At 56.7% G+C, this 25,623-nt stretch carries 24 protein-coding genes and 1 pseudogene; 15 read left to right on the top strand and 10 right to left on the bottom strand.

Features of this window, described 5'->3' with window-relative positions:
* Positions 1-212: 212 nt before the first annotated feature.
* Positions 213-2,345 (top strand): acetate--CoA ligase family protein, encoded by a 2,133-nt coding sequence (locus ACZ5AC_RS17750; RefSeq protein WP_464248882.1) that lies wholly within the window; start codon positions 213-215, stop codon positions 2,343-2,345.
* Between the two features lie 203 nt (positions 2,346-2,548).
* Here the strand turns inward: ACZ5AC_RS17750 and msrA are convergent, their stop codons facing one another.
* From msrA to ACZ5AC_RS17735, 3 genes are all read right to left on the bottom strand, one after another.
* A complete protein-coding gene (gene msrA, locus ACZ5AC_RS17745) occupies positions 2,549-3,136 on the bottom strand; it encodes a peptide-methionine (S)-S-oxide reductase MsrA (RefSeq protein ID WP_464248881.1) in 588 nt (195 codons plus the stop codon).
* Between the two features lie 45 nt (positions 3,137-3,181).
* A complete protein-coding gene (locus ACZ5AC_RS17740; protein ID WP_464248880.1) occupies positions 3,182-3,454 on the bottom strand; it encodes a hypothetical protein in 273 nt (90 codons plus the stop codon).
* Positions 3,455-3,706: 252 nt separating this feature from the next.
* A complete protein-coding gene (locus tag ACZ5AC_RS17735; RefSeq protein WP_464248879.1) occupies positions 3,707-5,047 on the bottom strand; it encodes a sigma-54-dependent transcriptional regulator in 1,341 nt (446 codons plus the stop codon).
* Between the two features lie 254 nt (positions 5,048-5,301).
* Here ACZ5AC_RS17735 and ACZ5AC_RS17730 point away from each other — a divergent pair, with 254 nt between their 5' ends.
* The 12 genes from ACZ5AC_RS17730 to ACZ5AC_RS17675 all read left to right on the top strand — a co-directional run bounded on the left by ACZ5AC_RS17730 (position 5,302) and on the right by ACZ5AC_RS17675 (position 18,262).
* Positions 5,302-5,490 carry a hypothetical protein gene (locus tag ACZ5AC_RS17730; RefSeq protein ID WP_464248878.1) on the top strand — a complete coding sequence of 63 codons (189 nt, stop codon included), beginning with the start codon at positions 5,302-5,304 and terminating at the stop codon, positions 5,488-5,490.
* 188 nt (positions 5,491-5,678) lie between these two features.
* Positions 5,679-6,368, top strand: coding sequence for a PilW family protein (locus ACZ5AC_RS17725; RefSeq protein ID WP_464248877.1), 690 nt, complete (start codon positions 5,679-5,681; stop codon positions 6,366-6,368).
* Complete coding sequence (locus tag ACZ5AC_RS17720; RefSeq protein ID WP_464248876.1) at positions 6,365-6,790, top strand: GspH/FimT family pseudopilin; 426 nt, start codon at positions 6,365-6,367, stop codon at positions 6,788-6,790. The genes ACZ5AC_RS17725 and ACZ5AC_RS17720 overlap by 4 nt, the downstream gene beginning before the upstream one ends.
* Before the next feature lie 8 nt (positions 6,791-6,798).
* Complete coding sequence (locus tag ACZ5AC_RS17715; RefSeq protein WP_464248875.1) at positions 6,799-7,197, top strand: type IV pilus modification PilV family protein; 399 nt, start codon at positions 6,799-6,801, stop codon at positions 7,195-7,197.
* 49 nt (positions 7,198-7,246) lie between these two features.
* Positions 7,247-7,804: a pilus assembly PilX family protein gene (locus tag ACZ5AC_RS17710; protein WP_464248874.1), complete on the top strand. Its 558-nt coding sequence runs from the start codon at positions 7,247-7,249 to the stop codon at positions 7,802-7,804.
* A complete protein-coding gene (locus ACZ5AC_RS17705; protein ID WP_464248873.1) occupies positions 7,801-8,604 on the top strand; it encodes a hypothetical protein in 804 nt (267 codons plus the stop codon). Before ACZ5AC_RS17710 ends, ACZ5AC_RS17705 begins: the two co-directional genes overlap by 4 nt.
* Positions 8,588-11,665 (top strand): pilus assembly protein, encoded by a 3,078-nt coding sequence (locus tag ACZ5AC_RS17700; protein WP_464248872.1) that lies wholly within the window; start codon positions 8,588-8,590, stop codon positions 11,663-11,665. The genes ACZ5AC_RS17705 and ACZ5AC_RS17700 overlap by 17 nt, the downstream gene beginning before the upstream one ends.
* Positions 11,666-12,092: 427 nt before the next feature.
* Positions 12,093-12,566: a GspH/FimT family pseudopilin gene (locus ACZ5AC_RS17695; RefSeq protein WP_464250632.1), complete on the top strand. Its 474-nt coding sequence runs from the start codon at positions 12,093-12,095 to the stop codon at positions 12,564-12,566.
* Positions 12,567-12,590: 24 nt separating this feature from the next.
* Positions 12,591-13,178: a PilW family protein gene (locus ACZ5AC_RS17690; RefSeq protein WP_464248871.1), complete on the top strand. Its 588-nt coding sequence runs from the start codon at positions 12,591-12,593 to the stop codon at positions 13,176-13,178.
* Between the two features lie 11 nt (positions 13,179-13,189).
* Entirely contained in the window at positions 13,190-13,588 is a 399-nt protein-coding gene (locus ACZ5AC_RS17685; protein WP_464248870.1) for a type IV pilus modification PilV family protein, read from the top strand.
* Positions 13,560-14,078 carry a pilus assembly PilX family protein gene (locus tag ACZ5AC_RS17680; protein WP_464248869.1) on the top strand — a complete coding sequence of 173 codons (519 nt, stop codon included), beginning with the start codon at positions 13,560-13,562 and terminating at the stop codon, positions 14,076-14,078. The genes ACZ5AC_RS17685 and ACZ5AC_RS17680 overlap by 29 nt, the downstream gene beginning before the upstream one ends.
* A gap of 53 nt (positions 14,079-14,131) precedes the next feature.
* Positions 14,132-18,262: a pilus assembly protein gene (locus ACZ5AC_RS17675; protein WP_464248868.1), complete on the top strand. Its 4,131-nt coding sequence runs from the start codon at positions 14,132-14,134 to the stop codon at positions 18,260-18,262.
* A gap of 60 nt (positions 18,263-18,322) precedes the next feature.
* Here ACZ5AC_RS17675 and ACZ5AC_RS17670 read toward each other — a convergent pair.
* Positions 18,323-18,858 (bottom strand): annotated as a pseudogene (locus ACZ5AC_RS17670) (transposase); the annotation flags it as partial.
* A 118-nt stretch (positions 18,859-18,976) separates the two neighbouring features.
* Between ACZ5AC_RS17670 and ACZ5AC_RS17665 the strand changes: the two are divergent.
* Positions 18,977-19,438: a hypothetical protein gene (locus tag ACZ5AC_RS17665; RefSeq protein WP_464248867.1), complete on the top strand. Its 462-nt coding sequence runs from the start codon at positions 18,977-18,979 to the stop codon at positions 19,436-19,438.
* On the opposite strand, the gene ACZ5AC_RS17660 is transcribed toward ACZ5AC_RS17665, so the two are convergent.
* Entirely contained in the window at positions 19,386-20,249 is an 864-nt protein-coding gene (locus tag ACZ5AC_RS17660; protein WP_464248866.1) for a histidinol-phosphatase, read from the bottom strand. The two genes, ACZ5AC_RS17665 and ACZ5AC_RS17660, sit on opposite strands and share 53 nt — an antisense overlap.
* Complete coding sequence (locus ACZ5AC_RS17655; RefSeq protein ID WP_464248865.1) at positions 20,246-21,640, bottom strand: aminopeptidase P family protein; 1,395 nt, start codon at positions 21,638-21,640, stop codon at positions 20,246-20,248. Before ACZ5AC_RS17655 ends, ACZ5AC_RS17660 begins: the two co-directional genes overlap by 4 nt.
* A 193-nt stretch (positions 21,641-21,833) precedes the next feature.
* Here ACZ5AC_RS17655 and ACZ5AC_RS17650 point away from each other — a divergent pair, with 193 nt between their 5' ends.
* Complete coding sequence (locus ACZ5AC_RS17650) at positions 21,834-22,472, top strand: thiamine diphosphokinase (protein ID WP_464248864.1); 639 nt, start codon at positions 21,834-21,836, stop codon at positions 22,470-22,472.
* A 173-nt stretch (positions 22,473-22,645) separates the two neighbouring features.
* Here ACZ5AC_RS17650 and proB read toward each other — a convergent pair whose 3' ends face one another.
* From proB to rplU, 4 genes are all read right to left on the bottom strand, one after another.
* The gene (proB, locus tag ACZ5AC_RS17645) at positions 22,646-23,800 is read right to left on the bottom strand and encodes a glutamate 5-kinase (protein ID WP_464248863.1); all 1,155 of its coding nucleotides are present in this window, start codon (positions 23,798-23,800) and stop codon (positions 22,646-22,648) included.
* Positions 23,784-24,827, bottom strand: a complete 1,044-nt coding sequence (obgE, locus tag ACZ5AC_RS17640) for a GTPase ObgE (protein WP_464248862.1) — start codon at positions 24,825-24,827, stop codon at positions 23,784-23,786. The genes proB and obgE overlap by 17 nt, the downstream gene beginning before the upstream one ends.
* A gap of 95 nt (positions 24,828-24,922) precedes the next feature.
* On the bottom strand, positions 24,923-25,189 hold the full coding sequence (gene rpmA, locus ACZ5AC_RS17635) for a 50S ribosomal protein L27 (protein ID WP_464248861.1): 267 nt from the start codon (positions 25,187-25,189) through the stop codon (positions 24,923-24,925).
* An 18-nt stretch (positions 25,190-25,207) separates the two neighbouring features.
* On the bottom strand, positions 25,208-25,519 hold the full coding sequence (gene rplU / locus ACZ5AC_RS17630; protein WP_459822384.1) for a 50S ribosomal protein L21: 312 nt from the start codon (positions 25,517-25,519) through the stop codon (positions 25,208-25,210).
* Positions 25,520-25,623: the final 104 nt, after the last annotated feature.

Here is a 25,623-nt window from a genome sequence, read left to right as displayed (position 1 = left end):
GTTCGGCGTTTTTCCTGCCAAAACGACTATATATTGAATGATGAACGAACGTCGGGCCTTCCTTCCGCCGATTCTGCGTGTCATAATGGCATTTGGCGCGCTTTCCATCCAGCCCATGCCAGCGTGCGCGGACAGGTCACAATGGGCACCCTCTTGCAAAAATTCGTGGCCGCCCTCATGATCCACAGACACAATACCAAGGAGACACCAAAATGGAACCCACCCAGCTCGGATTCGAACAAAGCCGGATTCTTCTGGACGCCTACGGCATCCCCGTCCTGGGTCGCATGGTCCGCAGCCGGGAGCAGGCCGTGCGTACGGCGCGGGAGCTTGGTTTCTCCGTGGCCATGAAGACCGTCTCCAGCGAAATCATCCACAAGACGGACCTGGGCTGCGTGCTGCTGAACCTTCCTGACGAGAGCGCCGTGGAGGCCGGTTACGACCGGCTCATGGAGAATGTCCGCACAGCAGGGGTCGGCGCCATCGATGGCATCCTGATCCAGCCCATGGTCAAGGCCGGCCAGGAAATCCTCATCGGGGCCACCCAGGACCCGAGCTTTGGGCCCATGACCATGATCGGATCGGGCGGCCGCTTCGTAGAGCTCTTCGCGGACGTGGCTCCGGGCATCGGCATCTTGGAAGAACATGACGTTCGCGCCATGCTGGGCAGGACCATGGCCGGGAAAATCCTGGACGGCTTCCGCGGACCGGCCCTGGACAAGGCCGCCGTCATCCGGCTGGCCATGAGCGTCTCGCGCTTCATGGCCGAGCACCCGGAGATCCACGAACTCGACCTCAACCCGGTCATCGTCTACGAGGAGGGCTTCGCCATCGTCGACGCCCGCCTCATCGCCGGCGAACCCATCCACTACCCCAGCCGGACCGACGTCTCCCCGGCCACCATGTCCAGCCTGCAGACCATCTTCAACCCGGCGTCCATCGTCCTCTACGGCGCCTCCAACACCGGCACCGTGGGCGGCATCGTGCTCAAGAACCTGCGCCGTCTGGGCAAGGTCTACCCCATCAACCCGCGCACGGACATGCTGCAGGGCATGCGCTGCTACCCGAACCTTGAGAGCCTGCCGGAGGTGCCGGAGATGGCCGTGTTCGTGGTCAACTCCGAGACCGTGGTGCGGGAGTTCGAAAAATTCTGCCTGGCCGGGGGCAAGGGCGCCATCATCATCAGCGACGGCTTCGCCGAGTCCGGCCGGCGGGAGCTGGAAAACCGCCTGCGGGACCTGAGCCAGCAGTACGGGGTCAGCTACATCGGTCCCAACTGCCTGGGCGTCATCGACAATTTCTCCGGACTCAACACCATGTTCATCCCGCCGCACCGCACGGGCGTCATCCGCGAACCCGGCGGCATCGGAATCATCTCCCAGAGCGGCGGCATCGGCATGGAGCTGATGGAAATGCTCGACGCCGACCGGGTGGGCGTGGGCAAGTGGGTCTCCTGCGGCAATTCGAGCAGCGTGGGCGTGCCCGAGATCCTGGCGCACATGGGCCAGGACCCGCGCATCGACGTGATCGCCATCTACCTCGAAGGGCTGTCCGAAGGGCTGAAGCTCATGGAGATCGGCCGGCAGGTGGCGGCGGAAAAGCCCGTGGTCATCATCAAGGGCGGCTCCGGCGGCGGCAAGGAGGCGACCATGTCCCACACGGCCTCCCTGGCCGGTAGCCACGAGGCCTTCCGGGCCTGCTGCTCCCAGGCCGGCTTCTACCTCATCGAGGAACTGACCGAGGATCCCAAGATCATGGTCAACGTGCTCTCCATCCTGACCACCCAGCCGCGGCCCAAGGGCAAGCGCACGGCAGTGGTCAGCGTCGGCGGCGGCGCGGCCGTGCTCCTGGCGGACCAGATCACGGCCGAAGGCATGGAGCTGGCCCAGTTCGCCCCCGAAACCCGGCGGCGCCTGCAGGACCTCCTGCGCGAAAACATCAAGGCCGCCAATCCCGACGACCTGGAGCAGATGCTGGTCAACGTCGGCAACAACCCCCTGGACCTCCTCGGCAACTGCGACGACCGGCGGCTCATGCGCGCCCTGGAGATCATCGCAGAAGACCCGAACACCGACGTCATCATGGCCGCCATCTACCTGCAGGTGCCCTACCTGTCCGAGTACCTGCCCGAGCGGCTGGTGGAATTCAGGCGCACCATCGGCAAGCCCTTCATCGTCTCCCCGCGCGGCCTCTCCACCCATGTCGCGAGATTCAGGGAATATCTCTACGCCAAACGCTTCCATACCTATACAGTGCCCATGATCAAACCCCTGTGCATGGCCCTGGACATCTGGCAGCGCTATGAGCGCAACTTCATGAGCGAGGCGGAACTCAGGGAGGAGTGAACGGTAGGGCAAGACGGGTAGCAATGTTCTAGCGAAAGCATTTAAGATGGATTCCCGCCTCCGCGGGAATGAGGGACGGGACAACGCGCCCCGCCTCGAAGCCTTGAGGGGCAAGACCCCCAACTCATATCATTATATATAGGTCGGCCCGGCTTCCGCTCGTTGCGGACACCGGGCCCTTTCTTTTTCTCGCACCGGAAGCGTCATCCCTTGCCCCCGGCCTCTGCGCCCCAGATCTGCCGAAGGCGCTGGTCCCGGCCGCAGCCCTGCCGGTAGAAATGGTACCGCAGGGGATTCTTCGTGTAATAATCCTGATGATATTCCTCGGCGGGGTAGAATTCTGCCCGGGGCAGAATCTCCGTGACGATCCGCATCCCTTTGTCCTCTTCCAGCTGCGCCTTTTGCCTGCGCGCCTCGACCTCCTCCCCGGCGTCGGCAAAAAAGATCGCCGAGCGGTACTGCGGACCACGGTCGCAGAACTGCCCGCCTCCGTCCGTAGGGTCAATGTTGCGCCAGAACACGGACAGCAGCTTTTCGAAAGTGACTTTCGCGGGGTCGTAGACCACGCGCATGGCCTCGACATGCCCAGTGGTCCCCGCAGACACCTGTTCGTACGTGGGGTTCGGCACGGTCCCGCCCGTATACCCGGACTCGGTCTCGATGACGCCCGGCAATTCGTCGAAAGGCCCTTCTAGGCACCAGAAGCACCCGCCGGCAAACACAGCGCTCTTGTATTCCGCGGCCATGACTCCTCCCGCGCTCAGGCAGAGCATGAGTATGATGGTCAGCATTCGCATTGATTCCTCCCTGAGGGCCGGGGCCTCGGTCGGCCCAGCCTACCAGGCCACCCAGACGGGGTACGCGCCGGGCGTCTGCTCCGCGCCGAGATGCCACCGCTCATCGCCGTCCTCCTCAACGAGATGCGCGTATTTCAGGGTGATGGAGTTGGGCGCTCCTTCGAAAAACCCGTACCCGCCGAACAGGTCCAGAGCCTCCTGGGCCTCGGGGTATTCCAAGGCCGAGACGTAACAGTACTTGCGGCCGTCCCGCTCCTCGCAATGGGGCTCGAAATAGCGCATGAAATGTTTCAGTGTCTGCATGTTTTTCATGGTCATCCCTCCAATCAAGTTCTCATTTGGTAATCATTCCGAGGAAGATGACAATGATCGGAGACGACGAGCACTTAGGAAGAAGGGAGACGCGAATCGGGAAGGCCCAAATATGACGTCACGGAAATAAGCCGTCCCCTCTGGAGAAGGAGACCAAGAGCTTTTTTAACCCTCTGATAAGAATGGATTCTCGCCTTCGCGGGAATGACGCGCAGGATCGCTTTCGCCTTTTTCAGCGGTGTCCGGACAAGGCTAACTCGCCTTCTTGCCTGTTTCGATGCGGAATTTCTTGATCTTGTAGTGCATGGTGCGCCGGCTGATGCCGAGCAGGTCGGCGGCGTCCTTAACCACCCAGTTACTTTTCTCCAGAGCGCTGACGATGACCTGCCGCTCGCTGTCCTCAAGCGAGAGCACGTTGCCGGACAACGGGACGTCCAGGTCGGTTTCCTCGAACTGCATGTCCTCCATGCGGATGACGCCGTCCGAGGACAGGATGACGGCCGCTTCAAGCATGTTCCGAAGTTCGCGGACATTGCCGGGCCAGGGATAGTCGAGCATGGCCTCGGCCACCTCGGGGTCGAGAGTGCGGACGCGCCCGTCCTCGGCGAACAGCTGCAGGAAACGTTCGGCCAGGATGGGAATGTCGGGTTTTCGCTCGCGCAGCGGGGGCACCTGGATGGCGATGACCTTGAGGCGGTAGTAGAGGTCCTCGCGGAATTCCCCGCGCCGGACCAGTTCGACAAGATCCGCGTTGGTGGCGGCGATGACCCGGCAGTTGACGGGCGTCTCGGTCACGTCGCCCACGCGGCGGATGCGGCGCTCCTGCAGGAAGCGCAGGAGCCGCAGCTGCATCTCCGAGGAGATGTTGCCGATCTCGTCCAGGAAAAGGGTCCCGCCATGGGCCTCGGCCACAAGGCCCTTCTTGTCCTTGAAGGCGTTGGTGAAGGCGCCCTTGGCGTGCCCGAAGAGCTCGCTTTCGAGCAGGGTGGACGGCGTGGAGCCGCAATCCACCACAACGAATGGCCCGTACGCGCGCTGGCTCAGGCGGTGCAGGAGGCCCGCGATCTTTTCCTTGCCCGTGCCGGATTCGCCAAGCAGGAGGATCGTGGCTTCCGTCGGCGCGACACGCTCGATGAGCTTGCATAGACGCTGCATGGCCGGGCTCTTCCCGCCCCACAGCTCCTCCGCCAGCAGACCCCGTCCCCCGGTCCAGGCGCGGGTATCCCTGACCGCCAGGATGGCCGCGATCTTGCCGAGCAGCTCCCGGCCGTCAAAGGGCTTGAGCAGGTAGTCCACGGCCCCGGCCTTGATGGCCTCCACGGCCTCGGGAACGGTGCCGTACCCGGTCAGCAGCACGACAGGCAGCCCGGGCCAGCGCCGCACGCACTCCCAGAGCAGTTCGCGGCCGCTCATGCCGGGCATCCTGTCGTCGGACACGACGAGATCCACATCCCCATTCTCAAGCCTGAGCAGGGCCTCCTCGCCGTCGCCCGCAAAGACCGTCCTGTACCCGACCGAAGCCAGCAGATCCTGCAGGATCTGCCGAACGCCTTCGTCGTCATCGACGACCAGGATGGACCGCTCCCGGTTCACGCCACCTCCACCGCAAGGTAGCGGAAACCGTGGGACGTCAGTGCGCAAGGGATAAAAATATGTAGTCGCATTTCGCTCATAAGGCGTGGATATATGAAAATCCATGAAGACTCAAACAGGGTATCATACCCACATCATTCAGCACGCCTTCCGCATCCATACGGAGAAGGCATCTGGAGAGCGCGATCTGACCATGTTGTCAGCGTGCGACGCCGCGGCTATACTCCACACAGAAGAAACCAAGGAGGTCTACCATGACGAACGAACAGGAAAAGCCCCTGTCCATATCAGGCGACACGAAAAAGAAACTTTCCGGCCGCAAGTGCAAGGAACTGAACGGCCAGACGGCCGCGATGCTCGAAGAGGGCGAGGTCAAGGCCATCACCGGCGACAAGGACGAATGGTGGTGCCCCAACCCCGACTGCGCTATCGTGGACAAGTAACGGTCACATGGCTCAATTCCAAGGGCGGCCTGGGCACACAATGCCCAGGCCGCCCTTCATTTTCCACCTTTCCTACCGACCTTCCAACCTGCCGATTTAAGGCCCAGCCTTTATTGGAATTCGCCGCTGCAACGCGTAGCGTTCTGTGAATTTTGGATTGCAATTCCCCACATCCACAGACACGCACCATGACCGAAGTCTTTCAAAAACGATGCGGCCAATCAGGCATGACCCTCATTGAACTGCTTGTCGCCATGGCCATTTCCGCCCTGATCCTCGGCGCGATCTTCACCCTTTTTCAGACCCATCAACGCATGGCCATCAGGCTGAGCCAAGCCTCCCTCATGCAGCAGGAGCTGCTATCCGCCATCTCGCTCATTTCCGACGAACTGCGGATGTGCGGATTTTCGGCACACGCGGCCCCGGGCTTCGGATTCTCCCACAGACCCGGAACAGGCGTACCGGATTACGGACGCACCACGACGCAAAGCACAGTCTATTGCACCCAGGACATGAACGCCGACGGGGTCGTCAATGAAGGCGACAGCGGCAGCCTGCGTGAACACGCGGGCTTCAGGATCAACGTCGCCAACGACGGTTCCGCCAAGTCGGTGCCCGACAATGTGCTGCGCAAATACGACACCGGAGCCGTTCGCTGGCAACCGGTCAACACCAACATCGGCGACCTGTGTTTCACTTATTTTGATGACCGCGGCGACATCATCGAAGACCCGCAAACGCACACGCAAAGCATCCGCGGCGTGCGCGTGCGAATCACCGCGATCCCCTCTCCATCACACGCGGGGATGGGCATCGGCAACAGCACCATGTCCGCCATGGTCTGGTGCCGAAATACGAACATGGACAAAATGCCGTGACCAGGGGCTTCACGCTCCTTGAGGCGCTCATGGTCCTGGGCGTCGTGGCCATACTGACGACCCTTTGCGGCACGTCCCTCCTCTCCGCCCTGCCTGGGGCCGAAATGGACCGTGCGACCAGGACCATTGTCAGCATGTGCCGACACGCCAGATTCGAAGCCATCAAACGAAACGAACAAATCAGACTGCAGTGCGACATGCTGCGCAACACATGTGAAATCAGGGTGCGCGACGACAATACCCTGTTGCGGCTCTTCGACCTCAACGGCTTGAGGAACAGCGTAGCCCACACCAAATCCTTCACCACCCATTTCAACGGCCTCGGCAGGGCCACCGTGGCCGGGTCCATAACCATCCGCAACAACACCGGCCTGTCCCGCACGGTAACGGTTCGGCCTTCAGGCAGTGTGGTTTCGGAGTAGATCGACACATGACACGCCACACCCTCCCTTTGCGTCTGAACCAAGCCCTGAAAGCAGTTTCACCCTCCAAAACCCGCCATCTTCAGCTATTCAAAAAACAGACCTGTCGAGGCTTCACGCTTATCGAAGTCCTCATTGCGGCGGCCGTTCTGAGCATCGGACTGATGGGCGTCGCATCCCTCATCGCCCAGGCCTCATCGCAGCAGTTCCGCTCAGGCCACATCTCCAAGGGCAGCCATCTGGTCGAGGAATTCCTGGAAAAGTCCATTCCCGCCCAGTATTCCGCCAAACAATTCAACGTCCTGGCTGATTCGAACGCAACCGCCGTCATCGATGGCGTACGATATTCCCTGAACTGCACCCTGACCGACAGCATGCCCGTGGAGCGCTGCAAGGAAATGACCTGAACCCTCTCATGGAACACCAGCGGCTTCCAAGCCAGCGCACGGTACATCTATGTTCTCTCCCCAAAATTCTGAACCCTGCCCGGAACCCTCCCGCAACCAGTCCGGCATGGTCTTTGTCGTGGCCATCATCATCCTTGCCCTGCTCGGGGTGATCGGTCTGGCCGCAAACGACACGGCGCTCCTGAACATCCTCATGGCGGCCAACGGCAACGACGCAAAAAACGCATTCTTCCTGGCGGACTCGGGCGCGAACGCAGGCCACGAATACCTGGAAAGAGCCATCGCCTCGGCCAATTCCACGTTCTATAACGACGGCACCCCCGCCACCAACGCATCCGCGTGGGAAAACAAAAGCGGCTTCGACCCCGATGACTTTCCCGTCAAATGGCACAGTCACGGGTCCGAAGGCACGTATGTCCGGGCCGGCTTCATCGAAACAGGGCTAGTTCCGGGCAGCGCCATACAGGGCGGGACGGGGTATGGAAGCGCAGGCCGGGGCGCAGCCTCGGGCGGAACCTTCAGCAGCTACCTCATCCGCTCGCACAGGCAGGGCGCCCATAAAAGCGTAGCGCAAGTGGATCTGGGCTGGAGGCACATCAATCAATGAAGAGGAAGAACTATCCCCAACCTGTTGCAATAGCGTTCGTTTGCCTGTTCATGCTCTCGGTTTCCGGTGCCGCCGCCTACCGAGGCGCCGATTTCCTTTGGCTCCCCCCCTTTGTGACCATGGAGGAAAAGCCTTCCGTCACCTTTGTTTTGGATACGTCCGCAAGCATGCTCCAGCGGGCATATTCCGGTCCATTCAACGCTGCGCGGCAATACTTCGGATATTTCGATCCCGACACGTATTACGCCTACATTGACGAAGCCGACAACGCCCACTTTGCCCCGGACAACGCTACGGGACAATGGAGCGGCAATTTCCTGAACTGGGCGGTGAAGCTGCGCATCGACGTCGCGCGCAAACTGCTGAGCGGCGGAAAATTCGTGGTCACCGACAACTGCTACGAAATGGAACATGGCCATGGAACGGATGGCTTCGAATACGATGACACGACACCACTGCGCGACCACGGCGGACGACTCGCGCACATGACGCCTCTGCGCGGACCTGTCACCTGCAGGCTTGCGGATGAAGAAAACTCGATGATCGTGTCCGGGGCTGAAGTCGAGCACCAATATGTTCTGCGTGTCAAAGGCGAAGCTGAAAGCGGGCTGCTTCAGGCCATTGGGAAAAAGGCCCGCATCGCTCTCTTCACCCTCGAGGAAGGCGGGATCAACCGCCACCCCATGAGCGACGACGAGGTCGAACTCGAGCGCATCGTAAGCACCGTCAACTCCGTGCGCCCACAGGGAGAGGCGCCCCTCGCAGCGACCTTGTACACAGTCCATGAATATCTCGGGTGACAAACAGGCCCCCCAGACAGGCGATCCTTTTTATTTCCCGTCCAGGGGGCAAACCGTTCCCTGCTCGCGGCAAAGCGTCATTTTGGTCAGTGCCGGGGAAAGTTCCGGCGACCACGGCGTTCCCGGCAAATTCAAAAATCTGGCAACGATAAAACGACCGGAAAATGAGTATTCCCTGCACCCAAGCGGGAGCACCTATCTGATCGATATGGCATATTTTGGCCAAACCACGGACTTGAGGCCCGAGGACGGGATGGAGGGAACGCAGAACGCAGATTTCTACGCCGTTACCGTAACCGACGGCCCGAGCAACCTTCTCCTGGACGCGGCGCGGCACGGAAAATTCAGGGACATGAACGGCAACAACCTGCCAGACATGCAGGCAGAGTTCGATGCCGATGGCGACGGCCTGCCCGACAACTATTTCACCGTCCAGGCAGGGCAAAGGCTGGAACAGGACGTCACCCGCGTCCTGTTGCTCGACGCGCCCGAAGTCGCTTCCGGCACGGCAATGACCGTCACAACACTGGCGCGAACCGGCGAAGGGGCCGCATACCAGGCGCTCTTCTTTCCACCCAGCCGGACAGGCCACATTGCCCCGCCCTGGTCGGGCCAGGTCCACGCCTACCTGCTGGACGCCAAGGGCAACCTTCGCGAGGACACCAACTCCAACCAACGTCTGGACCTGACCGCCGACAGGGTCGTCGAATTCGCAGGGGGAGAGATATTCGTCCACGTTGACGCCGACGGGAGCGGAGTCATCGAGGAAGAGGAGAAAAACGCCACGGCACTGCATGGCATCGCCGACATCCGCTTCCTGTGGTCCACAAGCGCCTGGCTCAACAGCCTGACCGACCAGCAGGCGGTCACGCAGCGTTCGAGTTACACGGTTGCCGCCCCGAACCGTTACATCGTGACCTTTGTGGACAAAAACCAGGACATGGTCGCCTCCGCCTCCAACGAAGAAATCCAGCCTTTTGCGCTTCCGGCCAGCCCTGCCGACAATACGCTCAACTCTCCGGATTTCTTTTACAACTTCCTGACTTTGTTCGAATCAGGCTCCGGAACCTTGGAACTCGATCTTGCCGACCCTGCGCAGAATGCGATCAATGCTCTCCGGCAAGACAATTCGGCTGCGCTCTCCAATTTCCAGAGCACGCTGGCCAAGCGGCAGGTTGACTTCATCCGCGATGCGGAGGTCGGCAATGCCACGATCGAGGGCATCGTCGATTCGACTCGAAGCCGCATGCATGGAGGGGTTCCCTGGCGGTTGGGCGACATCGTCTCCTCTGCGCCAACAGTGGCGGGCCGGCCCTCCGAAAACTACCATCTCATATATAACGATGCGACCTACGAGGCGTTCGTGAAACGATACCAGTACCGCCGACAGGTCGCTTACGTCGGTGCCAATGACGGCATGCTGCATGCGTTCAACGGTGGATTCTGGAACCCCGAAACCCGCGCTTTCGATGTGGCGCGAGGTACGTTGACGCAATTTCCCCTCGGCATGGAGCTCTGGGCCTTCGTCCCCTACAACCTGCTTCCACATCTCAAATGGCTCATGCATCAGGATTACGGCGAGAAGCTGCATGTCGCCTACATGGATTTGACACCTCGGGTCTTCGACGCCCGGATCTTCTTCATGTCTGACGGAGTCACATCCATAGATGAGGGCACATACCCAGGCGGCTGGGGAACCGTCCTTGTCGCAGGGATGCGCATGGGCGGGGCGGCCATGGAGGCGGACATCGACAAGAGCGACGGCAACGGGCTGAACCCAAGCATAGACCGAACCGTGACCTCGGCATACGTAATAATGGACGTCACCGATCCCGAATCCCCGCCCAATGTGCTGGCAGAAATATCCATGCCCGGCCAGGGTTTCACAACCTGCTCCCCGGCTGTGATGCCGATGAGCAGCATCGACGCCGGTAATCTCGTCACCAACAGGTGGTACATGGTCTTCGGATCCGGGCCTGCCGACGGAAGCGGACACGCCGCTCGAAGCAAGCTGATGCACGAAACCAGCGACCAACCCGGCAAGCTTTTCGTGCTGGACCTGAGCGCCCTGTTCACGGAGAAGACAGTCAAGACCGTGGACGGCACCGGCGTGACCACTTCGAAAGGGACCCCTTTCGCCTTCACGGAAGCTAGGTCGTTCATTTCCGATCCCGTGTGCGTCGATCTTGATGTCGGCTCCAGGAATGGGTCTGGAAAATTCAGCACAGACCTCGTCTATTTCGGAACCTTGGCCGGAAGTTCAACCAGTGCAACGGGCAAGATTTACCGACTACGGACCGGGAACGGCCATCCTGAAGGATGGGAAACTTCCATCCTGGCCGACGTGGGCGAGCCTGTGAATGCCGCCCCGGCGGTTACCGTTGACGAAAAGGACAGACTCTGGATTTACTTCGGTACCGGAAGGTTATTCAACCGCGACGAACTCACCCAATCCGCGCCAATGGGCTTTTACGGCGTCATGGAACCGGAATCCGGCGGGAACAAGAACTGGAACGCGGTATCGATCCAGCAGCTCTTTGACAGCAACAAGATTGCCGTAACGCGAGGATCGTGCGGGGAGGGGAAATATGCGCCTGATTGCGTCGGCATAATCCAGATGGATGGAAACTCGAATTCCACCAAGGACTGGGCATGGCTCACCAGCAACCTGGACCAGGCTTCGGGCTGGAAGTACACATTCACGGATGCGGGAGAAAGAGCGCTGAGCCAGGCGGCGGTAATGGGCGGCGCTGTGATTTTTACAAGCTTTACGCCTGATCAAGACGCCTGCTCGGCAGATGGGATAAGCCGCCTCTGGACGCTCTACTACAAAACAGGCACCCCGTACTTCTGGCCCTCATTGCGACATGCAAGCGGAAACTTCCCCGCCACCATCGATCTTGGTCGAGGCCCGGCCGCAAACCCCACGGTGTACGCCAGTGAAAAGCACACACTAAATGCCATCACCCAGTCAACCACTGGCAAGATCTTGAATATCGAGATCGAATCGCCCCTGCCTTTCAAGTCCGGCGGGCTGTTCTGGCGAAAAAATACTCATTGAGGGAAGGGGGCGCAGGAGCTTCCTTCGCTGAACAGACGGGTAACGCCTTTATTACGCTGGTAGCACTGAGCAAATCCTCTCCAGACGAGTTTACTTGCGCAGAAAATGTCCATTTCGAGCAAAATATGTCATCCCACAAGGCCGTGCGGCACAAAAACGGCTGAATGAACAAAGCAACGTCCTGAGGCGACTGAATTTCTCAGAATGAGAATAAGGATTCGAGAATGGCTTAATTTTTGTTACACAATTACATTACCGTTAGGTATTCCGGTCAGGCTTCCTACTTAAAACTAGACAACTTTACTGCCGCATAAGGTACTTACTTTCCCCTCTGACCACCCTTTTTCACCTACGAAAAGGCTTGTGTACCTTGCTTAACTTGATATATGAAAATAACTAGGAAAAATGCGATATCCCCTTGTACACCATGATCAACAAAGAAAGCGCCATGATCGCAAAAAAAAACACCCCGTCGATATCACTTGGTTTCAGTCTGGTCGAGCTGCTCGTCCTTGTGGCGATAATTGCCATCTTGGCAGGGTTATCAGGCATGGCTCTGATGAAATGGATACCCCAGGCCAACCTGAAGCGCGCAGCGCGGACCATTGTGAGCATGTGCCAGGATGCGCGGATTGAGGCCATCAAGAGAAATCAGCGCGTCAGCCTAAATTGCACCGATGGAGAAGAAAACTCTTGTATCGTAAGGCTGGATGATGGAACAATATTCAGACAATTTAAAATTTCAACATTGCAAAGCAAAATTGAGCTTACTGGATCGCTTAGCACATCGTTTAACAGCCGCGGAAGAGCATCAGTTGCTGGATCATTACCAATAAAAAACAACGCCGGAAAGGTGCTGACTATAACCGTCAGTTCTTCAGGCAGCATTGTGACCAATTAGTAATTAGTTTAAGGAGACTGCAGCATGCCTGAGAGGAACAAACAAGCCGGCATGACATTGGTAGAAATTTTGGTTGGCTTGGTCATGATGGGCATTATTGTGACCGGCATCTACAGTGTTTTCCGCGTGCACAATCTTATGGCTGCGAAACAGGAAGAGACAACGATGATGCAGCAAGAGCTACTTACGGCACTGGTCGATATGTCAGAGGAACTCAGAATGTGTGGCTTCAGGCCAATGGGAATTGGAAATTTTGGATTTAATGCGACAGCAACAAATCAAACATCAATATACTGTACGCGCGGCAGATCAATCAACAACAATTCTACAAACATAATCGCCTACACACGAAATAGCACAAATCACCTTCTTGTTTACATACCCGACGATGACACTTGGGTCAGCGCGGCATCTAACATCAGCGATTTGCGTTTCTCATATTTTGATGCAAACGGTGTTGAAATACCCAATCCAACCAGCGGAAACGTTGACCAAATACGCATGGTTGAAATTAATGCAACAGCAGCACCATCCCCTGCCAGAGCGGCGCTCGAAATAGGCAATAGAAATATGCATACTCGAGTCTGGTTACGCAACATGGGATTGGATTAAAAGGTGACAAGATGATAATGAAGCAATTGCCAAGGCAGTCTGGCTTCACACTCGTTGAAGTCTTGATAGCATCAGCAATCCTAGCTGTAGGGCTACTTGCTGTCTCCACAATGATTGCGAGATCGACAATCCAAGACAGCAGAGCATACTATCTGACAAAAGCAAGCATGTTGATAGAAGAATTCTTGGAACAAGAGAGCCACAAACAATATACGAACTCAGCATTCAATTCAATCAACGGCACTTCCAATTCAACAACAATTGATGGCATAGTCTACAACATCGACTGTTCCGTTACAAATGCAACACCAGAAGATTTTTGCAAACAGATGAACTGCATTGTGACATGGAACAACAAGGGAAAACAAGGAAACACAGAATATGCATACTCATTCTGTAAATATGACTAACAATGAATCTGGCTCGGCACTTGTGATTGCAGTCATTGTCTTGGCAATTCTTGCAGCCCTAGGCTTTGCCGCACTAGAAGTCTCAGACTTAAATATTTTTATGGCTGCCAATGACCGCGACTCTAAAGAATCATTTTTTCATGCTGACTCAGGCGCTAATATTGGAAGAGAGTTAGTGAAAAAGGCTTTTGACGAGGGCAACTCAACATTCTACGAAGACGATGCCAATCTATGGATAAACGCGACATTTGTAGCCAGCGACTATCCATACTCATACTATACCCATAATACTCAAGGAACTTACGTCAGAGCAGGGCTCTTAGGAATAAAAGCTGAAGGCGTAGCAGTTATTATTGGCGCTGGCTATGAAGGTTTTGGCAAAGGATTACCGCACGGGTTTGAAGCGCAGTACCTTATTCGCTCACATCGCGAAGGGCGGAGGAATAGCAGGGCGGAAGTCGACCTTGGATGGCGAGACATAGATAACTAAGAAAACATAATCATAAATACGAGCAATCCAAGAGAGCACGGGAGCAAAGCATCATGTCAAACGAAAGACAAAATAAAAAAGAAACTTTGGGAATTATATTGCTTGCCGTATTTTTGTGTTTAACACCATTAACCCTATCCGCGTACAAAGCAAGCGACTTTAACTGGAGGCCTCCGTTCACATTTGCGAATGAAAAACCATCCGTTTCAATCATTCTAGACACTTCAAGCTCAATGCATCGCATGGCATATGCATATATAGACGGAAACAAAGAGCCTGTTCCTGGCGGAGAAACAGACTACAGAAAAAGTGGCGTAACATTCGACAAATCAACTCTTTATTATGGCTATTTTGATCCGAAAGAAAGGTATAACTACGCGAATACTACTAGATCAGGCGATCTCAAGAATTCCGGATATTTTTACGTCGATCAGAATGGTTCATGGAATGGAACGTTCATGAACTGGGCAACGATGCACCGAATTGACGTCATGAGAAAAATATTAACAGGCGGAAAGTATTCAAACAGCACCGTAAAAAGCGATTCCACAACAGCCAATTCTACCCATATATTTTTTGATATTGAAATCACGGATAGTCCATCTGGATCTGATGACAGCACGGCACTCAAAGGAAATACACGCGAAATTGACGCAGGAATAAACTCAACAGGAATGACACCATTTGCAGGACAAGTGATCTTAGCGCAACATCCTCTGACTGACTATCTTTACGTTTACAATAGTTCAAACCTTCCCAACACAGACAATGCCCCAAAAGCCTTAGGGGGACCATACCAACTACGCATTGCACAACAAGGCAATCTGCCTGCAGAAAACGGAGTGTTGGATTTTTTTACAGAAGAAAATGGGTCAACAAAAGCTCGATTTTCATTATTCAGATATTATCAAGATGCACAAGGCAATAACCACAAGGGATCTCAAATACTTGTAAATATGTCAGACGCCCCTGGAACAATGACAGAAATTAAAACAAATATTAACAATTTATGGCCATCTGGGCCAGCACCACTGTCTGAAGCACTCTACACCATTCTTGGGTACCTAGGCAACGTTTCACAACTGAGCGCGACAGGCCCTAAATACATGTCGGATGCTTACAACACCGAAGACCCTTTGAAAGACCCATATTATTTTTCTAAATATGGCGGGGATGTCTCATGCACTGAACAAAATATTTTATTCATCACGCCAGGCGAGGTCCGCCAAGATGGTTCAATTCCAAATGACATTCGGTCTGCATATCCGCAATTCACAAACTCACAAACTAGCGCATTTGGACTCAAAGACGACAAATCTATCTATATTCTTAACACGGCGTATCATGGATACATGGGAATTGGAGATCTTCGCCCAAGTGAAAATATGTCTGGAAACCAAACAGCAACACTCTACACAGTTGCCGCTTTTGGAAAAGGAAATCATTTATTACGCTATGCGGCAATTTACGGTGGCTTCACAGACTATAATAATAATAGACAGCCTGGAGACGGATCTTCAGCTGAAGACCCAAGAACAGGATTAAAAAGCACCGGAATAACCATTCCAAACTCGAGCGAATACAAGCCAGCAGGACAAGACCTTCCAAACAATTATTATGAAGGCGACACTGGCGAAGAAATTAAAAATGCAATAATGCAAGCACTTTTGGATGCAACTCGCGGAAAGATGTCTGGAACAGCTGCTGCCGTAACATCACAAACACGCAGTGGAGAAGGCGCTGTGTATCAAGCCCTCTTCTTTCCACCAAGCAATGCCACTGGCGCTGACCTTATTGGGTCGCCTTGGTCTGGACAGGTCCACGCACTACTTGTAGACAGCAAAGGAAACATGCGCGAAGACACAAATAACAATAAAAAGCTAGATCCAGACAATGGAACAACATATACAGACCGCGTGATTACTTTTAATGATGAAGGAAAGGCTTTTTACAATAGCACAACAACGAACATGACCCCAGTTGACACCCAAGACATACGATATCTATGGTCTTCTACCAATTGGCTCAATTTAACAACCATTAATGCTGCTTCACAAAGAAACGCCTACTCCGACACAGACACACATAAAAGATTCATAAAAACATTTCTTGATAGCGGAAACATGGTGCCGACGACACCGTCAACTCAATATATCGATTTTAGCACAAGCAACACTGACTCACTTGCCCCCTACCTTACACTATATCCAAGTTTTGAAGACACACCGACCACAATAGCCGCGCTTTCGCAAGCCAACAGAAACTCCTTGTGCTCATTCTTGGCCCCAAGACAAATTAACTTCATTCGTGGGCAAGAAATTAGCAACGATTCATCCCAAGGATACAGCGACAAAGTCCGAAATCGCAGGGACAATAATGGAATATCATGGCCTCTTGGCGACATTGTTTATTCTTCACCTACAGTTGTAGGATCCCCAACAGAAAACTACCACATCCTTTACAATGACACGTCTTATAAAAATTTTTACCTTAAATACAAAAATAGACGACAAGTTGTTTACGTTGGCGCTAATGATGGCATGCTCCATGCCTTCAATGCCGGATTCTACAATAGCACTAGACGAGGGTTTGATACCCAACTTAGCAACGAAGCCAAATTCGAACTAGGCTCGGAACTGTGGGCATTCATTCCCTTCAATCTATTACCGCACCTGCGTTGGCTCATGGAACCTGAATATGGAATGGCACTCCATGTACCCTATATGGACTTGAAACCACGCGTTTTCGACGCCCGAGTTTTCACACCAAGCGAGAAGCATCCTGAAGGTTGGGGCACAATACTAGTGGCAGGCATGCGCTTTGGTGGCGGAAAGATTGCCGCAGATATCAACAAAAACAACTTACTCGACTCTTCTGACCGAGTCATGAGTTCGGCTTATGTCATCATGGATATTACCGACCCTGAAGGAGAACCAGCTCTTTTAGGTGAAATCCGCATGCCAAAACTTGGATTTACTACAAATTATCCGACTGTCATGCCTATGAGCACTCAAAACGCAAACGGAACAGCCGACACTAACAACAATTGGTACCTTGTGTTTGGCTCTGGACCAGCAGATTCGAATGGCGAGGCAAGAACAATTCCAACTGACTACAGAAGCCCAGCAATAAGCGCTCAGCCGGGCCAAGTCTACATCCTCGATTTAAAATGGCTTGTACAAAAAAAACAAGTCCGCATGCTAAATGAAAGCAAATCGTTTATCACTGGCAACGCAACATTTGCCATCACAGAAAATCCTTCAATAATTGGTGACCCTGTCGCAGTAGATGTAGATTTTGGATCTCGAAATAAAAACAAAGAATTCAAAACAGACATCATCTATTACGGAACTACTTCAGGAGACGAACTATCACCATCAGGGACAATGCGCCGTATCATGACGTTTAATGACAACAACAACGACAACGTATCATGGACGGGAAATTCAATACTTGCCAATATCGGGAAGCCAATAACTGCATCAGCAAATGTTGCCATGGATGAATCCAAAAATTTATGGGTATTTTTTGGAGCTGGAAGGTTTTACAACCGCAGCGACACAGCCCAGACCCACCACATGAGTTTTTTTGGAATCAAAGACCCAGCTTACAACGGGACAACAGGCGAAACAACTATGTTCCCCAACACCGTTCTTTTATCTAATATCTACAACAGCACCGCAATTGAACTCACAAATGGAACATGTCCATATGGCGCTTACGATCGCACGTGCATTGGCGTGACTAAATCTGGCGTAGAAGTATCTGGCGGATGGAACGTCTTACTTCAAGAAATTGAGCCTTACGCAGGATGGCGCCATGATTTTTCCGATTTTACTCCAAATTGGGAACGAGTGCTTGGGCAATCAGCGGTTTTTGGAGGAGCAGTTCTTTTCACGAGCTATATGCCAAATGAGGACATCTGTGTCCCAGAGGGACAAAGCAGACTTTATGCGCTCTATTACAAGACAGGAACAGCATATTATGAACCAATACTCAACAATTCATTTGACAAACACTTTTCTTTAGAAACAGGACTCGCAATCACTCCCAGCATTCACGTTGGCGAAAAGGGATCTACAGCTTTCATCCAAACAAGTACAGGCGCAATCAAAACCATTGAAATCATACCTCCCATCAACATTAAACCAGGCGTCCTTTTTTGGCGCAAAAATACTGAATAATAACATTTCAATAATCAACAATGGCAAACTCCTTAGAAACAGAAGTTTGCCATTGCAGACGACCCCGCTGTCCCGCACTTTGACTTGGATGCAATCCAGATAGACGATGGGGTACAGAGCTTCCAACGGACGGGACTGCTAGGCCTTGACGGCATCGATGACCGCGTCGTTGACCATGGAAATGAGTGTCGTAACATACCCATCAGATGGGCTTGACTCTCACGGACTGTCATGCCTCGGGTTTCGCGCGACAGGATCTTGTCAGCGCAGCCCGTTCAGCGAGCTTGATTCTTACCGATTAGTTGAAGCTCGAATGTTCCCATACGGTCACGGGGAACTTTGACAGGGACTTCGCCAAAATCACCATTGAGGGTTTTGCGGCTATTGCTGTTCCGGGTATTGCCGATAGGGTTTGCGAGGAGCGCATGCTTTGAATAGCCGAGATGGTACGTCATTTCGGCATTAAGGGTTCGCTCTACGAGGGCCTTGGTCAGTTGTTTGAAAAGGCCATCCTCGCTGATGAGGTCTTCAGTCTTCTTGTAATCCGCCAGGAGGGCGTCGATCAGGTCGATTGGAAGAGGCTTGCGTGCGGCCATATCGTCTCCTTGTGGGGTCGATTATCGACAACTGACCGTTTACACAAAATATTCCCCCTATTGCAGTTTGACATTCCCTTTCGTCCTTCCTATCAAACGGCGCGAAAGGAGCTGTCCAATGTTGCCTCATTTTTTTGAACGCCTCACCCCTCGGGCCTACCCTCGCACGCGAATGCGTACTGCTGCTATTGCCTGGTCCGTGGTCGGATTATTTCTGATATGGAAGGGTGTATGGATTTCGCATCAATTTTCTTTTTTTTTGATTTTTTGTTCAATTTTATTGGGATTAGGGCTGGGGTTCCTGAAGAGCCGATTTATTTTCGACAAGGTCGCGGTCAAAGTTATCGCGCATATCGGCGACAGACCTGCGCGGGCTTGTCTGGGCGGACTTTTTTCTTTCAAGAACTGGGTGCTGATTCTGATCATGGCCGCTTTTGGCCGCATTATCGGCGTTCTTCCCATTGGCCCACTTCTCAAGACGGGAATCTACGTCATGGTCGGCAGCGGACTCGCTTTTTCCAGCCGACTCATTTGGTCGGCCTGGAAAAAACCGGCTTCGCCTGAACTTCGCAGGATATGACGGACTGATCACCAGCATAGCCAAGCAGCGCTCCGACTTTTTCAAACCCAAAACCAACATCTTCTGCTCCATGAGCGTCATCGCCGTAGGCGAAGCGGATACCCATCCCTGACGCGAACTCCAAAATAAAACCGCAAACATAGGGCTCGGCCTGGCCCTTCAAAAACGCACGTGCATTTATGTCCAGCACGGCTCCGATATCCCGCACGCATTCCAGATTGCGCATCACTCGCCGCAAGACTTCCGGTTTTGCCAACGTGTCCGGGTAATTTGGATCGTGGAGCCTGATAAGGTCGAAATGCCCTACCACCTCAGGCTTGATCGCCTGCATCATGGCCAACTGGGAATCAAAGTAGGCCTGGTACATGGGCTCAAGCCCTCCTAACCTGTCTGCGGCGTCGGCATAAGCCTCTTTCGAATAATCGAAACACTGCCCGTCAACGTGGTGGACCGATCCAACCACGTAATCCAACGCATGCTCGCGCCGCAGCCTTGCCACCCACTCACCGCACCCCGGATACCACTCGCTCTCCATGCCCACCAAAATCCTCATGCGCCCCGCATATTCCCGCTCCAGCCGCCTGGCCTCGGCAACATATCGAGCGAACCGCTCCTGCATCCACGCCGCCGTCCGAGCCAGCTCCACCTCGTCGGGGTAAAGCCACGCATCGCTCAGGGGCGGCATGTGTTCTGTTAGCCCTACGCATTCAAAACCCGCGGCATAATAGGCGGCGACGATTTCCGCCAGGGTGTCGCGGGCGTGGTCGCAGAACTGGCCGCTGTGGCCGCCGTGGAGGCTGATGCGTTTCATGCGGGCCGTCCCATGTGCTTCGTCAGCTCTCCGGCAGTTTTGGGGATGGCGGAACTAAGTACCTCGGCGCCCTCTGCCGTGACCAGCACGTCATCCTCGATGCGGATGCCGCCGAAATCCAGATATGGTTCCAGTGCGCCGTAATTGATGAACTGCGCGTGCCGACCCTGTTCGCGCCACAGGTGGATCAGATCGGGGATGAAGTAGATGCCCGGCTCAACGGTCACGACGAAGCCCGGGCGAAGCCTGCGGGCCATGCGCAGGCCGGACAGGCCGAACTGGCCGCTGCGGCTGAACTCCTGGTCATAGCCCACGTTGTCCTCGCCCAGGCTCTCCATGTCGTGCACGTCGAGCCCGAGCATGTGCCCCAGGCCGTGCGGGCAGAAGAGCGCGTGAGCTCCGGCGGCCACGGCGACGTCGGGGTTGCCGCGCATGAGCCCCAGGGACGAGAGGCCCTCGACCATGACCCTGGCCGCCGCCAGATGGCAGTCCAGGAAGGGGATGCCGGGGGCCATGCAGGCGATGCCCACGCCCTGGGCGCGCAGCGCGATTTCGTAGATATCGCGCTGCCGCGGCGTGAACGCACCGCCCACGGGCAGGGTGCGCGTGATGTCCGAGGCGTAGCCAAGCGTCGAGCAGACCCCGGAATCCACAAGCAGCAGGTCCCCCTGCCGCAAAATCTGGTCATGGGTGTGGTTGTGCAGGACCTCTCCCCGCCTAGAGAGGATCATGGGAAAGGCCTCCCGGCTGCCCCGCGACAGGATCAGGCCCTGCAGGCGCCCGTAGAGCTCCATTTCCGACACGCCGGGACGGCAGCAGGCCATGAGTTCGGCGTACATGTCTGCCGAAACGGCCACGGCCTGGCGCAGTTGCGCCACCTCCGCCTCGTCCTTCACGGCCCGCAAGGCCACCACGGCATCGATGAGCCTCCCCGAAGGGCCCGCCTCCACCTCGTCCGGGGTCCTGCCGAGGAGCCCGGCCAGCCGCAGCACGCCTTCGCCCTGGTACGGCGGAAGATAGTGAGCCTCTCGGCCGTCCCCGACCGCCTTCCGGCAAAGCTCCTTCAACCCGACCGCGCTTCCGTGCCGGGCGATACCGGCTCTTTCCGCCAATTCCCCCAGTGACGGAGCAGGGCCGCTCCAGATGGTGTGCATGAGGTCCGGCTCGGGCCCGCACAGCACCTCCTCGCCGCTCTCGCAGTCGAGCCACAGGCAGAGCCCGGGCGAATCCAGGCCGGTGAAATACAAAAAGGACCCGTCCTGGCGGAAGGGGTATTCATTGGCCCGGTAATTCATGCCAAGCAGGTCGTTGCCGGGAAGCAGAATGACGCCCTTCCCGACGGAGCGCATCGCGTGCGCGCGCCTCGCCGCATATATCGTCGCATCGAACATCGAAGCCTCCGTGATGGGATCATGGCCGCCGGGCCGGACCGTTTCCGCGTCCGCCGACCGGCCGGAAAAGCCGGTTCAGCCCAAGGCCAAGCCCGTTCTCCTTGCCTTGGGCAACCGGCGTGATTACTCTGTGGAACGTATCGGGATGCCCCCGAAACAGCAAGATTTCCCCACCTCACACCAAGGACGTTCCATGCACTGGGTTCTCCTGGCCAACGGCCCCCTTGACCTCACCGGCAACATCCGCACCCTGATCGCTTCCGCCGACCGCGTCGTCGGCGTGGACGGGGGCAGCCGCCACCTTGCGCCGCTGTCCATCATCCCCCACCTGGCCGTAGGGGACATGGACTCCATTCCGGAGGACCTCCTCGCCAGCTACCGGGACGCAGGGGTCGAGATGGACCTCCACCCGCCTAAAAAGGACGCCACGGACCTGGAGCTGGCCCTGGAGCTGGCTCTGGAGCGCGGCGCGACGCGCATCTCCATCCTGGGCGGCACGGGCGGGCGCCTGGACCATACCCTGGGCAACCTCTTCCTGCTGTCGCGCTGCCTGCCCGCAGGCGTCCCGGCTTGCGTCGCGGACGAGGGTCAGTGCGTGCACCTCACGGACCAGCCCCTGACCCTGACCGGCAGCGTCGGCGACACCCTGTCCCTGCTCCCGGCCACGGCCGAAGTCCACGGCGTGACGCTCTCCGGCCTGGAATACCCGCTCCACGACGCCACCCTGACCTTCGGCACCAGCTGGGGCATGAGCAACGTCTTCACCGAAACCACCGCCACCGTGACCCTGCGCTCGGGGCGGCTCTTCGTTTTTCATCTCTTCAGGGCCTGACAGGCCCTCCAAAACGGCGCTGGAGGCCGGGACATTGGGACGGACACGGACCGTCACGGACCGCCACGGACCACGGGAATTTCGGCGTGCTTGGGCGCAAAAAAAAAAAAGGCTACGTGCATTCACAATGCAGAAGCCTATTTCATAGTGGGTGCGGCCACTCGCCGCACTCCTCAGAGCGAACTGTCCAGCACCAGGTTGTCCCGGTGCACGACCTCCTGATGGGGGCACGGGCCCAGGACCTTCTCGATCTCGGAGCTGCTCAAACCTTGGATCTTGCGCAGCTCCGCGGCCTTGAAGTTCGTCAGGCCCACGCCGACGGTGGCGCCGTCCAGGCCGGCGATGCGCACCAGCGCGCCCATGCCGAAATTGCCCTCGACATCCTTCACCCCGGCGGCCAGCAGGCTCTTGCCCTTGGACGTCAAGGCGCGGGCGGCGCCGTCGTCGACCACGATGGTCCCGGCCGGATCCAGATGGTAGGCCAGCCAGAACTTGCGGCCCGAGAGCATCTTCTGGGTCGGCGCGACCCACGTGCCGAGCTCCTCCAGGTTGAAGACGCGCTCCAGCACGAACTTCTCCTTTCCCGAGACGATGAGGGTCGGCACGCCGATGCTGGCCGCGCGGCGGGCGGCCATGAGCTTGCTGAGCATCCCGCCCGTCCCGGCCCCGGTCTTGCCCCTGCACATGGACTGCAGGTTCAGCTCCGCGATATTCTCGACGCAGGGCACAAAGGCCGCTTCGGGATTATCCAGGGGATTGTCGTCGAAGACGCCGTCGGCCGAGGTCAGGTTGACGATCACGTCGGCGCCGACGAGGTTGGCGACCATGGAGGACAGGGCGTCGTTGTCGCCGAATTTGAGCTCCTGCACGGCCACGGTGTCGTTTTCGTTGACGATGGGGATGACCTTCCAGTCAAGCAGGCGCGTCATGGTGTTGCGGGCGTTCAGGAAGCGCTCGCGGCTGCGCAGGTCGTCCTTGGTCAAGAGGACCTGGGCCGTGATCTTCTCGTAGCGGGCGAAGGCCTCGTCGTAGCTGTGCATGAGGCGGCTCTGGCCCACGGCCGAGGCCGCCTGCTTGTGCACCATGCAACCGGCGGCCCGGTCCGCTCCGAGCACGCAGCGGCCCGCGGCCACGGCGCCGGAAGTCACGAGGACGATCTCCAGGCCGCGGTCATGCAGGCCGGCGATCTGATCGGCCAGTCGGTTGACCACCCGCTCGTCCAGGCCCTTGTCCGTGGTCAGCACGGCGCTGCCCACCTTGACGACCACGCGCCTGGCCTTCTCCAGAATCCTACGGCGCTGGGCGCGCCAATCAGTCGACTGTTCCATCTTCGGTTTCGCCCCCGTCCTTCACGGTCGCGAGATGCAGCTCCCACATGGCCGAAAGCACCTCGTCAACGCCGATCTCGTTCAACGCCGACATGAAGTACACCCGAAGGCCAAGGCGGTCAAAGGCAGCCCGCACCTCGGCCAGACGCTCGGCATCGGCCAGGTCGATCTTGTTGATGACGCGCATCTGGGGCTTCTCGGCCAACTCCGGGTCGAACTGGCGCAGCTCGTCGTCGAGGATGTGAAAGCCGGCCAGGGGGTCTTCGGGGTTCACGTCCTCGATGCTCAGGATGTGCACCAGGAAGCGCGAGCGCTCCACGTGCCGCAGGAAGGTGTGCCCCAGACCCAGGCCCGTGTGCGCACCCTCGATGAGGCCGGGGATGTCGGCCACGACCAGCTTGCGGTCGTTCTCGTCGATGACCACGCCCAGGTTGGGCGACAGGGTGGTGAAGGGGTAGGCCGCAATCTTTGGCCGGGCCGCGGAAATGCGCGATATGAACGTGGACTTTCCCGCGTTGGGCAGGCCCAGCAGGCCCACGTCGGCGAAGACCTTGAGTTCCAGGCGGATGTACTTCTCCACGCCCGGTTCGCCGGGCTGGGCGAAGCGCGGCACCTGCATGGTCGAGGACTTGAAGTGGGCGTTGCCCTTGCCGCCGCGCCCGCCTTCGGCCACGACGATCTCCTGGCCGTCCCTGGTCAGGTCGGCGATGAGGACTTCGCCGTCATCCGTCTCCTCGAAAACCTGGGTGCCCACGGGCACCTCGATGACCTTGTCCACCCCGGCCCGGCCGTAGCAGAGCCGCCCGGAACCGGGACGGCCGCTTTCGGCCTCCTGGATGGGCGCGTGGCGATAGTCGTAGAGGGTCAGCAGGTTGCCCACGGCGCGGAACACGACGTCGCCGCCCTTGCCCCCGTCGCCGCCGTCGGGGCCCCCGCGGGGCACGTACTTCTCGCGGCGGAACGACACGCAGCCCTGGCCGCCGCTGCCGGAACGGATGATGATCTTGGCCTCGTCAACGAATCTCATGTGATCTCCAAGCCCGGGATCGACCCGGACAGCAAAAAAAGCCGCCCAAGAGCACCCTCTTGAAGCGGCTTGAAAAATCGTCGCAGCGACAATGTCTAGACGGCGGGAACGATATTGACCCTGGTCCGGACCTTGTTCTTGCGGGTGTATTTTTCAAATTTCACGACCCCGTCAATCAGGGCGAACAGCGTGTAATCCTTGCCCACGCCGACGTTGACGCCGGGATGGACCTTGGTGCCGTGCTGACGCACGAGGATGTTGCCCGCCAGGACAGCCTGGCCACCGAACTTCTTCACGCCGAGCCGCTGACCGGCACTGTCGCGTCCGTTGCGTGAACTACCACCTGCTTTTTTATGAGCCATGTTTTCCTCCCGACGACACTAGGCCTGAATGGACTTCACCTTCAGGGTGGTGAAATCCTGACGGTGGCCCTGTGTTCTACGATAATCCTTGCGGCGTTTCTTCTTGAAAATGATGATCTTCTTGTCACGTCCGTGCTCGACCACCTCGCACGTCACGGCAGCGCCGTCGACGAAGGGCTGACCGATCTTCACGTCGGCACCGGTCCCGACCAGCAGGATCTTGTCCAGAGTGATCTCCGAACCGGCCTGCGCATCAAGCTTGGCGACCTTCAGGCTGCGGCCTTCTTCTACACGGAACTGCTTTCCGCCAGTTTCTACGATTGCAAACATCTTGCGACCTCCAAAATATTGAACGACGTGGCTACCTTTTCCGAGGAACCCCGTCAAGACTTTCATCACGTTACAAGGCCGCCCGGAGCAGAGCAGCCGTCGAG

Source organism: Desulfomicrobium aestuarii (assembly GCF_055385525.1).
The sequence above is the reverse complement of the archived record's forward strand: the minus strand, read 5'-3'. Positions and strand labels throughout refer to the sequence as shown.

Bases quoted from the DNA above. Each gene is read 5' to 3' on its own strand.
- ACZ5AC_RS17740 (WP_464248880.1), bottom strand. From the start codon at position 3,454: ATGAAAAACATGCAGACACTGAAACATTTCATGCGCTATTTCGAGCCC.
- ACZ5AC_RS17750 (WP_464248882.1), top strand. From the start codon at position 213: ATGGAACCCACCCAGCTCGGATTCGAACAAAGCCGGATTCTTCTGGAC.
- ACZ5AC_RS17710 (WP_464248874.1), top strand. From the start codon at position 7,247: ATGTTCTCTCCCCAAAATTCTGAACCCTGCCCGGAACCCTCCCGCAAC.
- ACZ5AC_RS17730 (WP_464248878.1), top strand. From the start codon at position 5,302: ATGACGAACGAACAGGAAAAGCCCCTGTCCATATCAGGCGACACGAAA.
- ACZ5AC_RS17650 (WP_464248864.1), top strand. From the start codon at position 21,834: ATGCACTGGGTTCTCCTGGCCAACGGCCCCCTTGACCTCACCGGCAAC.
- rpmA (WP_464248861.1), bottom strand. From the start codon at position 25,189: ATGGCTCATAAAAAAGCAGGTGGTAGTTCACGCAACGGACGCGACAGT.
- ACZ5AC_RS17715 (WP_464248875.1), top strand. From the start codon at position 6,799: ATGACACGCCACACCCTCCCTTTGCGTCTGAACCAAGCCCTGAAAGCA.
- ACZ5AC_RS17700 (WP_464248872.1), top strand. From the start codon at position 8,588: ATGAATATCTCGGGTGACAAACAGGCCCCCCAGACAGGCGATCCTTTT.
- ACZ5AC_RS17685 (WP_464248870.1), top strand. From the start codon at position 13,190: ATGATAATGAAGCAATTGCCAAGGCAGTCTGGCTTCACACTCGTTGAA.
- ACZ5AC_RS17665 (WP_464248867.1), top strand. From the start codon at position 18,977: ATGTTGCCTCATTTTTTTGAACGCCTCACCCCTCGGGCCTACCCTCGC.
- msrA (WP_464248881.1), bottom strand. From the start codon at position 3,136: ATGCTGACCATCATACTCATGCTCTGCCTGAGCGCGGGAGGAGTCATG.
- ACZ5AC_RS17655 (WP_464248865.1), bottom strand. From the start codon at position 21,640: ATGTTCGATGCGACGATATATGCGGCGAGGCGCGCGCACGCGATGCGC.
- proB (WP_464248863.1), bottom strand. From the start codon at position 23,800: ATGGAACAGTCGACTGATTGGCGCGCCCAGCGCCGTAGGATTCTGGAG.
- ACZ5AC_RS17695 (WP_464250632.1), top strand. From the start codon at position 12,093: ATGATCAACAAAGAAAGCGCCATGATCGCAAAAAAAAACACCCCGTCG.
- obgE (WP_464248862.1), bottom strand. From the start codon at position 24,827: ATGAGATTCGTTGACGAGGCCAAGATCATCATCCGTTCCGGCAGCGGC.
- ACZ5AC_RS17680 (WP_464248869.1), top strand. From the start codon at position 13,560: ATGCATACTCATTCTGTAAATATGACTAACAATGAATCTGGCTCGGCA.
- rplU (WP_459822384.1), bottom strand. From the start codon at position 25,519: ATGTTTGCAATCGTAGAAACTGGCGGAAAGCAGTTCCGTGTAGAAGAA.
- ACZ5AC_RS17690 (WP_464248871.1), top strand. From the start codon at position 12,591: ATGCCTGAGAGGAACAAACAAGCCGGCATGACATTGGTAGAAATTTTG.
- ACZ5AC_RS17705 (WP_464248873.1), top strand. From the start codon at position 7,801: ATGAAGAGGAAGAACTATCCCCAACCTGTTGCAATAGCGTTCGTTTGC.
- ACZ5AC_RS17725 (WP_464248877.1), top strand. From the start codon at position 5,679: ATGACCGAAGTCTTTCAAAAACGATGCGGCCAATCAGGCATGACCCTC.
- ACZ5AC_RS17675 (WP_464248868.1), top strand. From the start codon at position 14,132: ATGTCAAACGAAAGACAAAATAAAAAAGAAACTTTGGGAATTATATTG.
- ACZ5AC_RS17660 (WP_464248866.1), bottom strand. From the start codon at position 20,249: ATGAAACGCATCAGCCTCCACGGCGGCCACAGCGGCCAGTTCTGCGAC.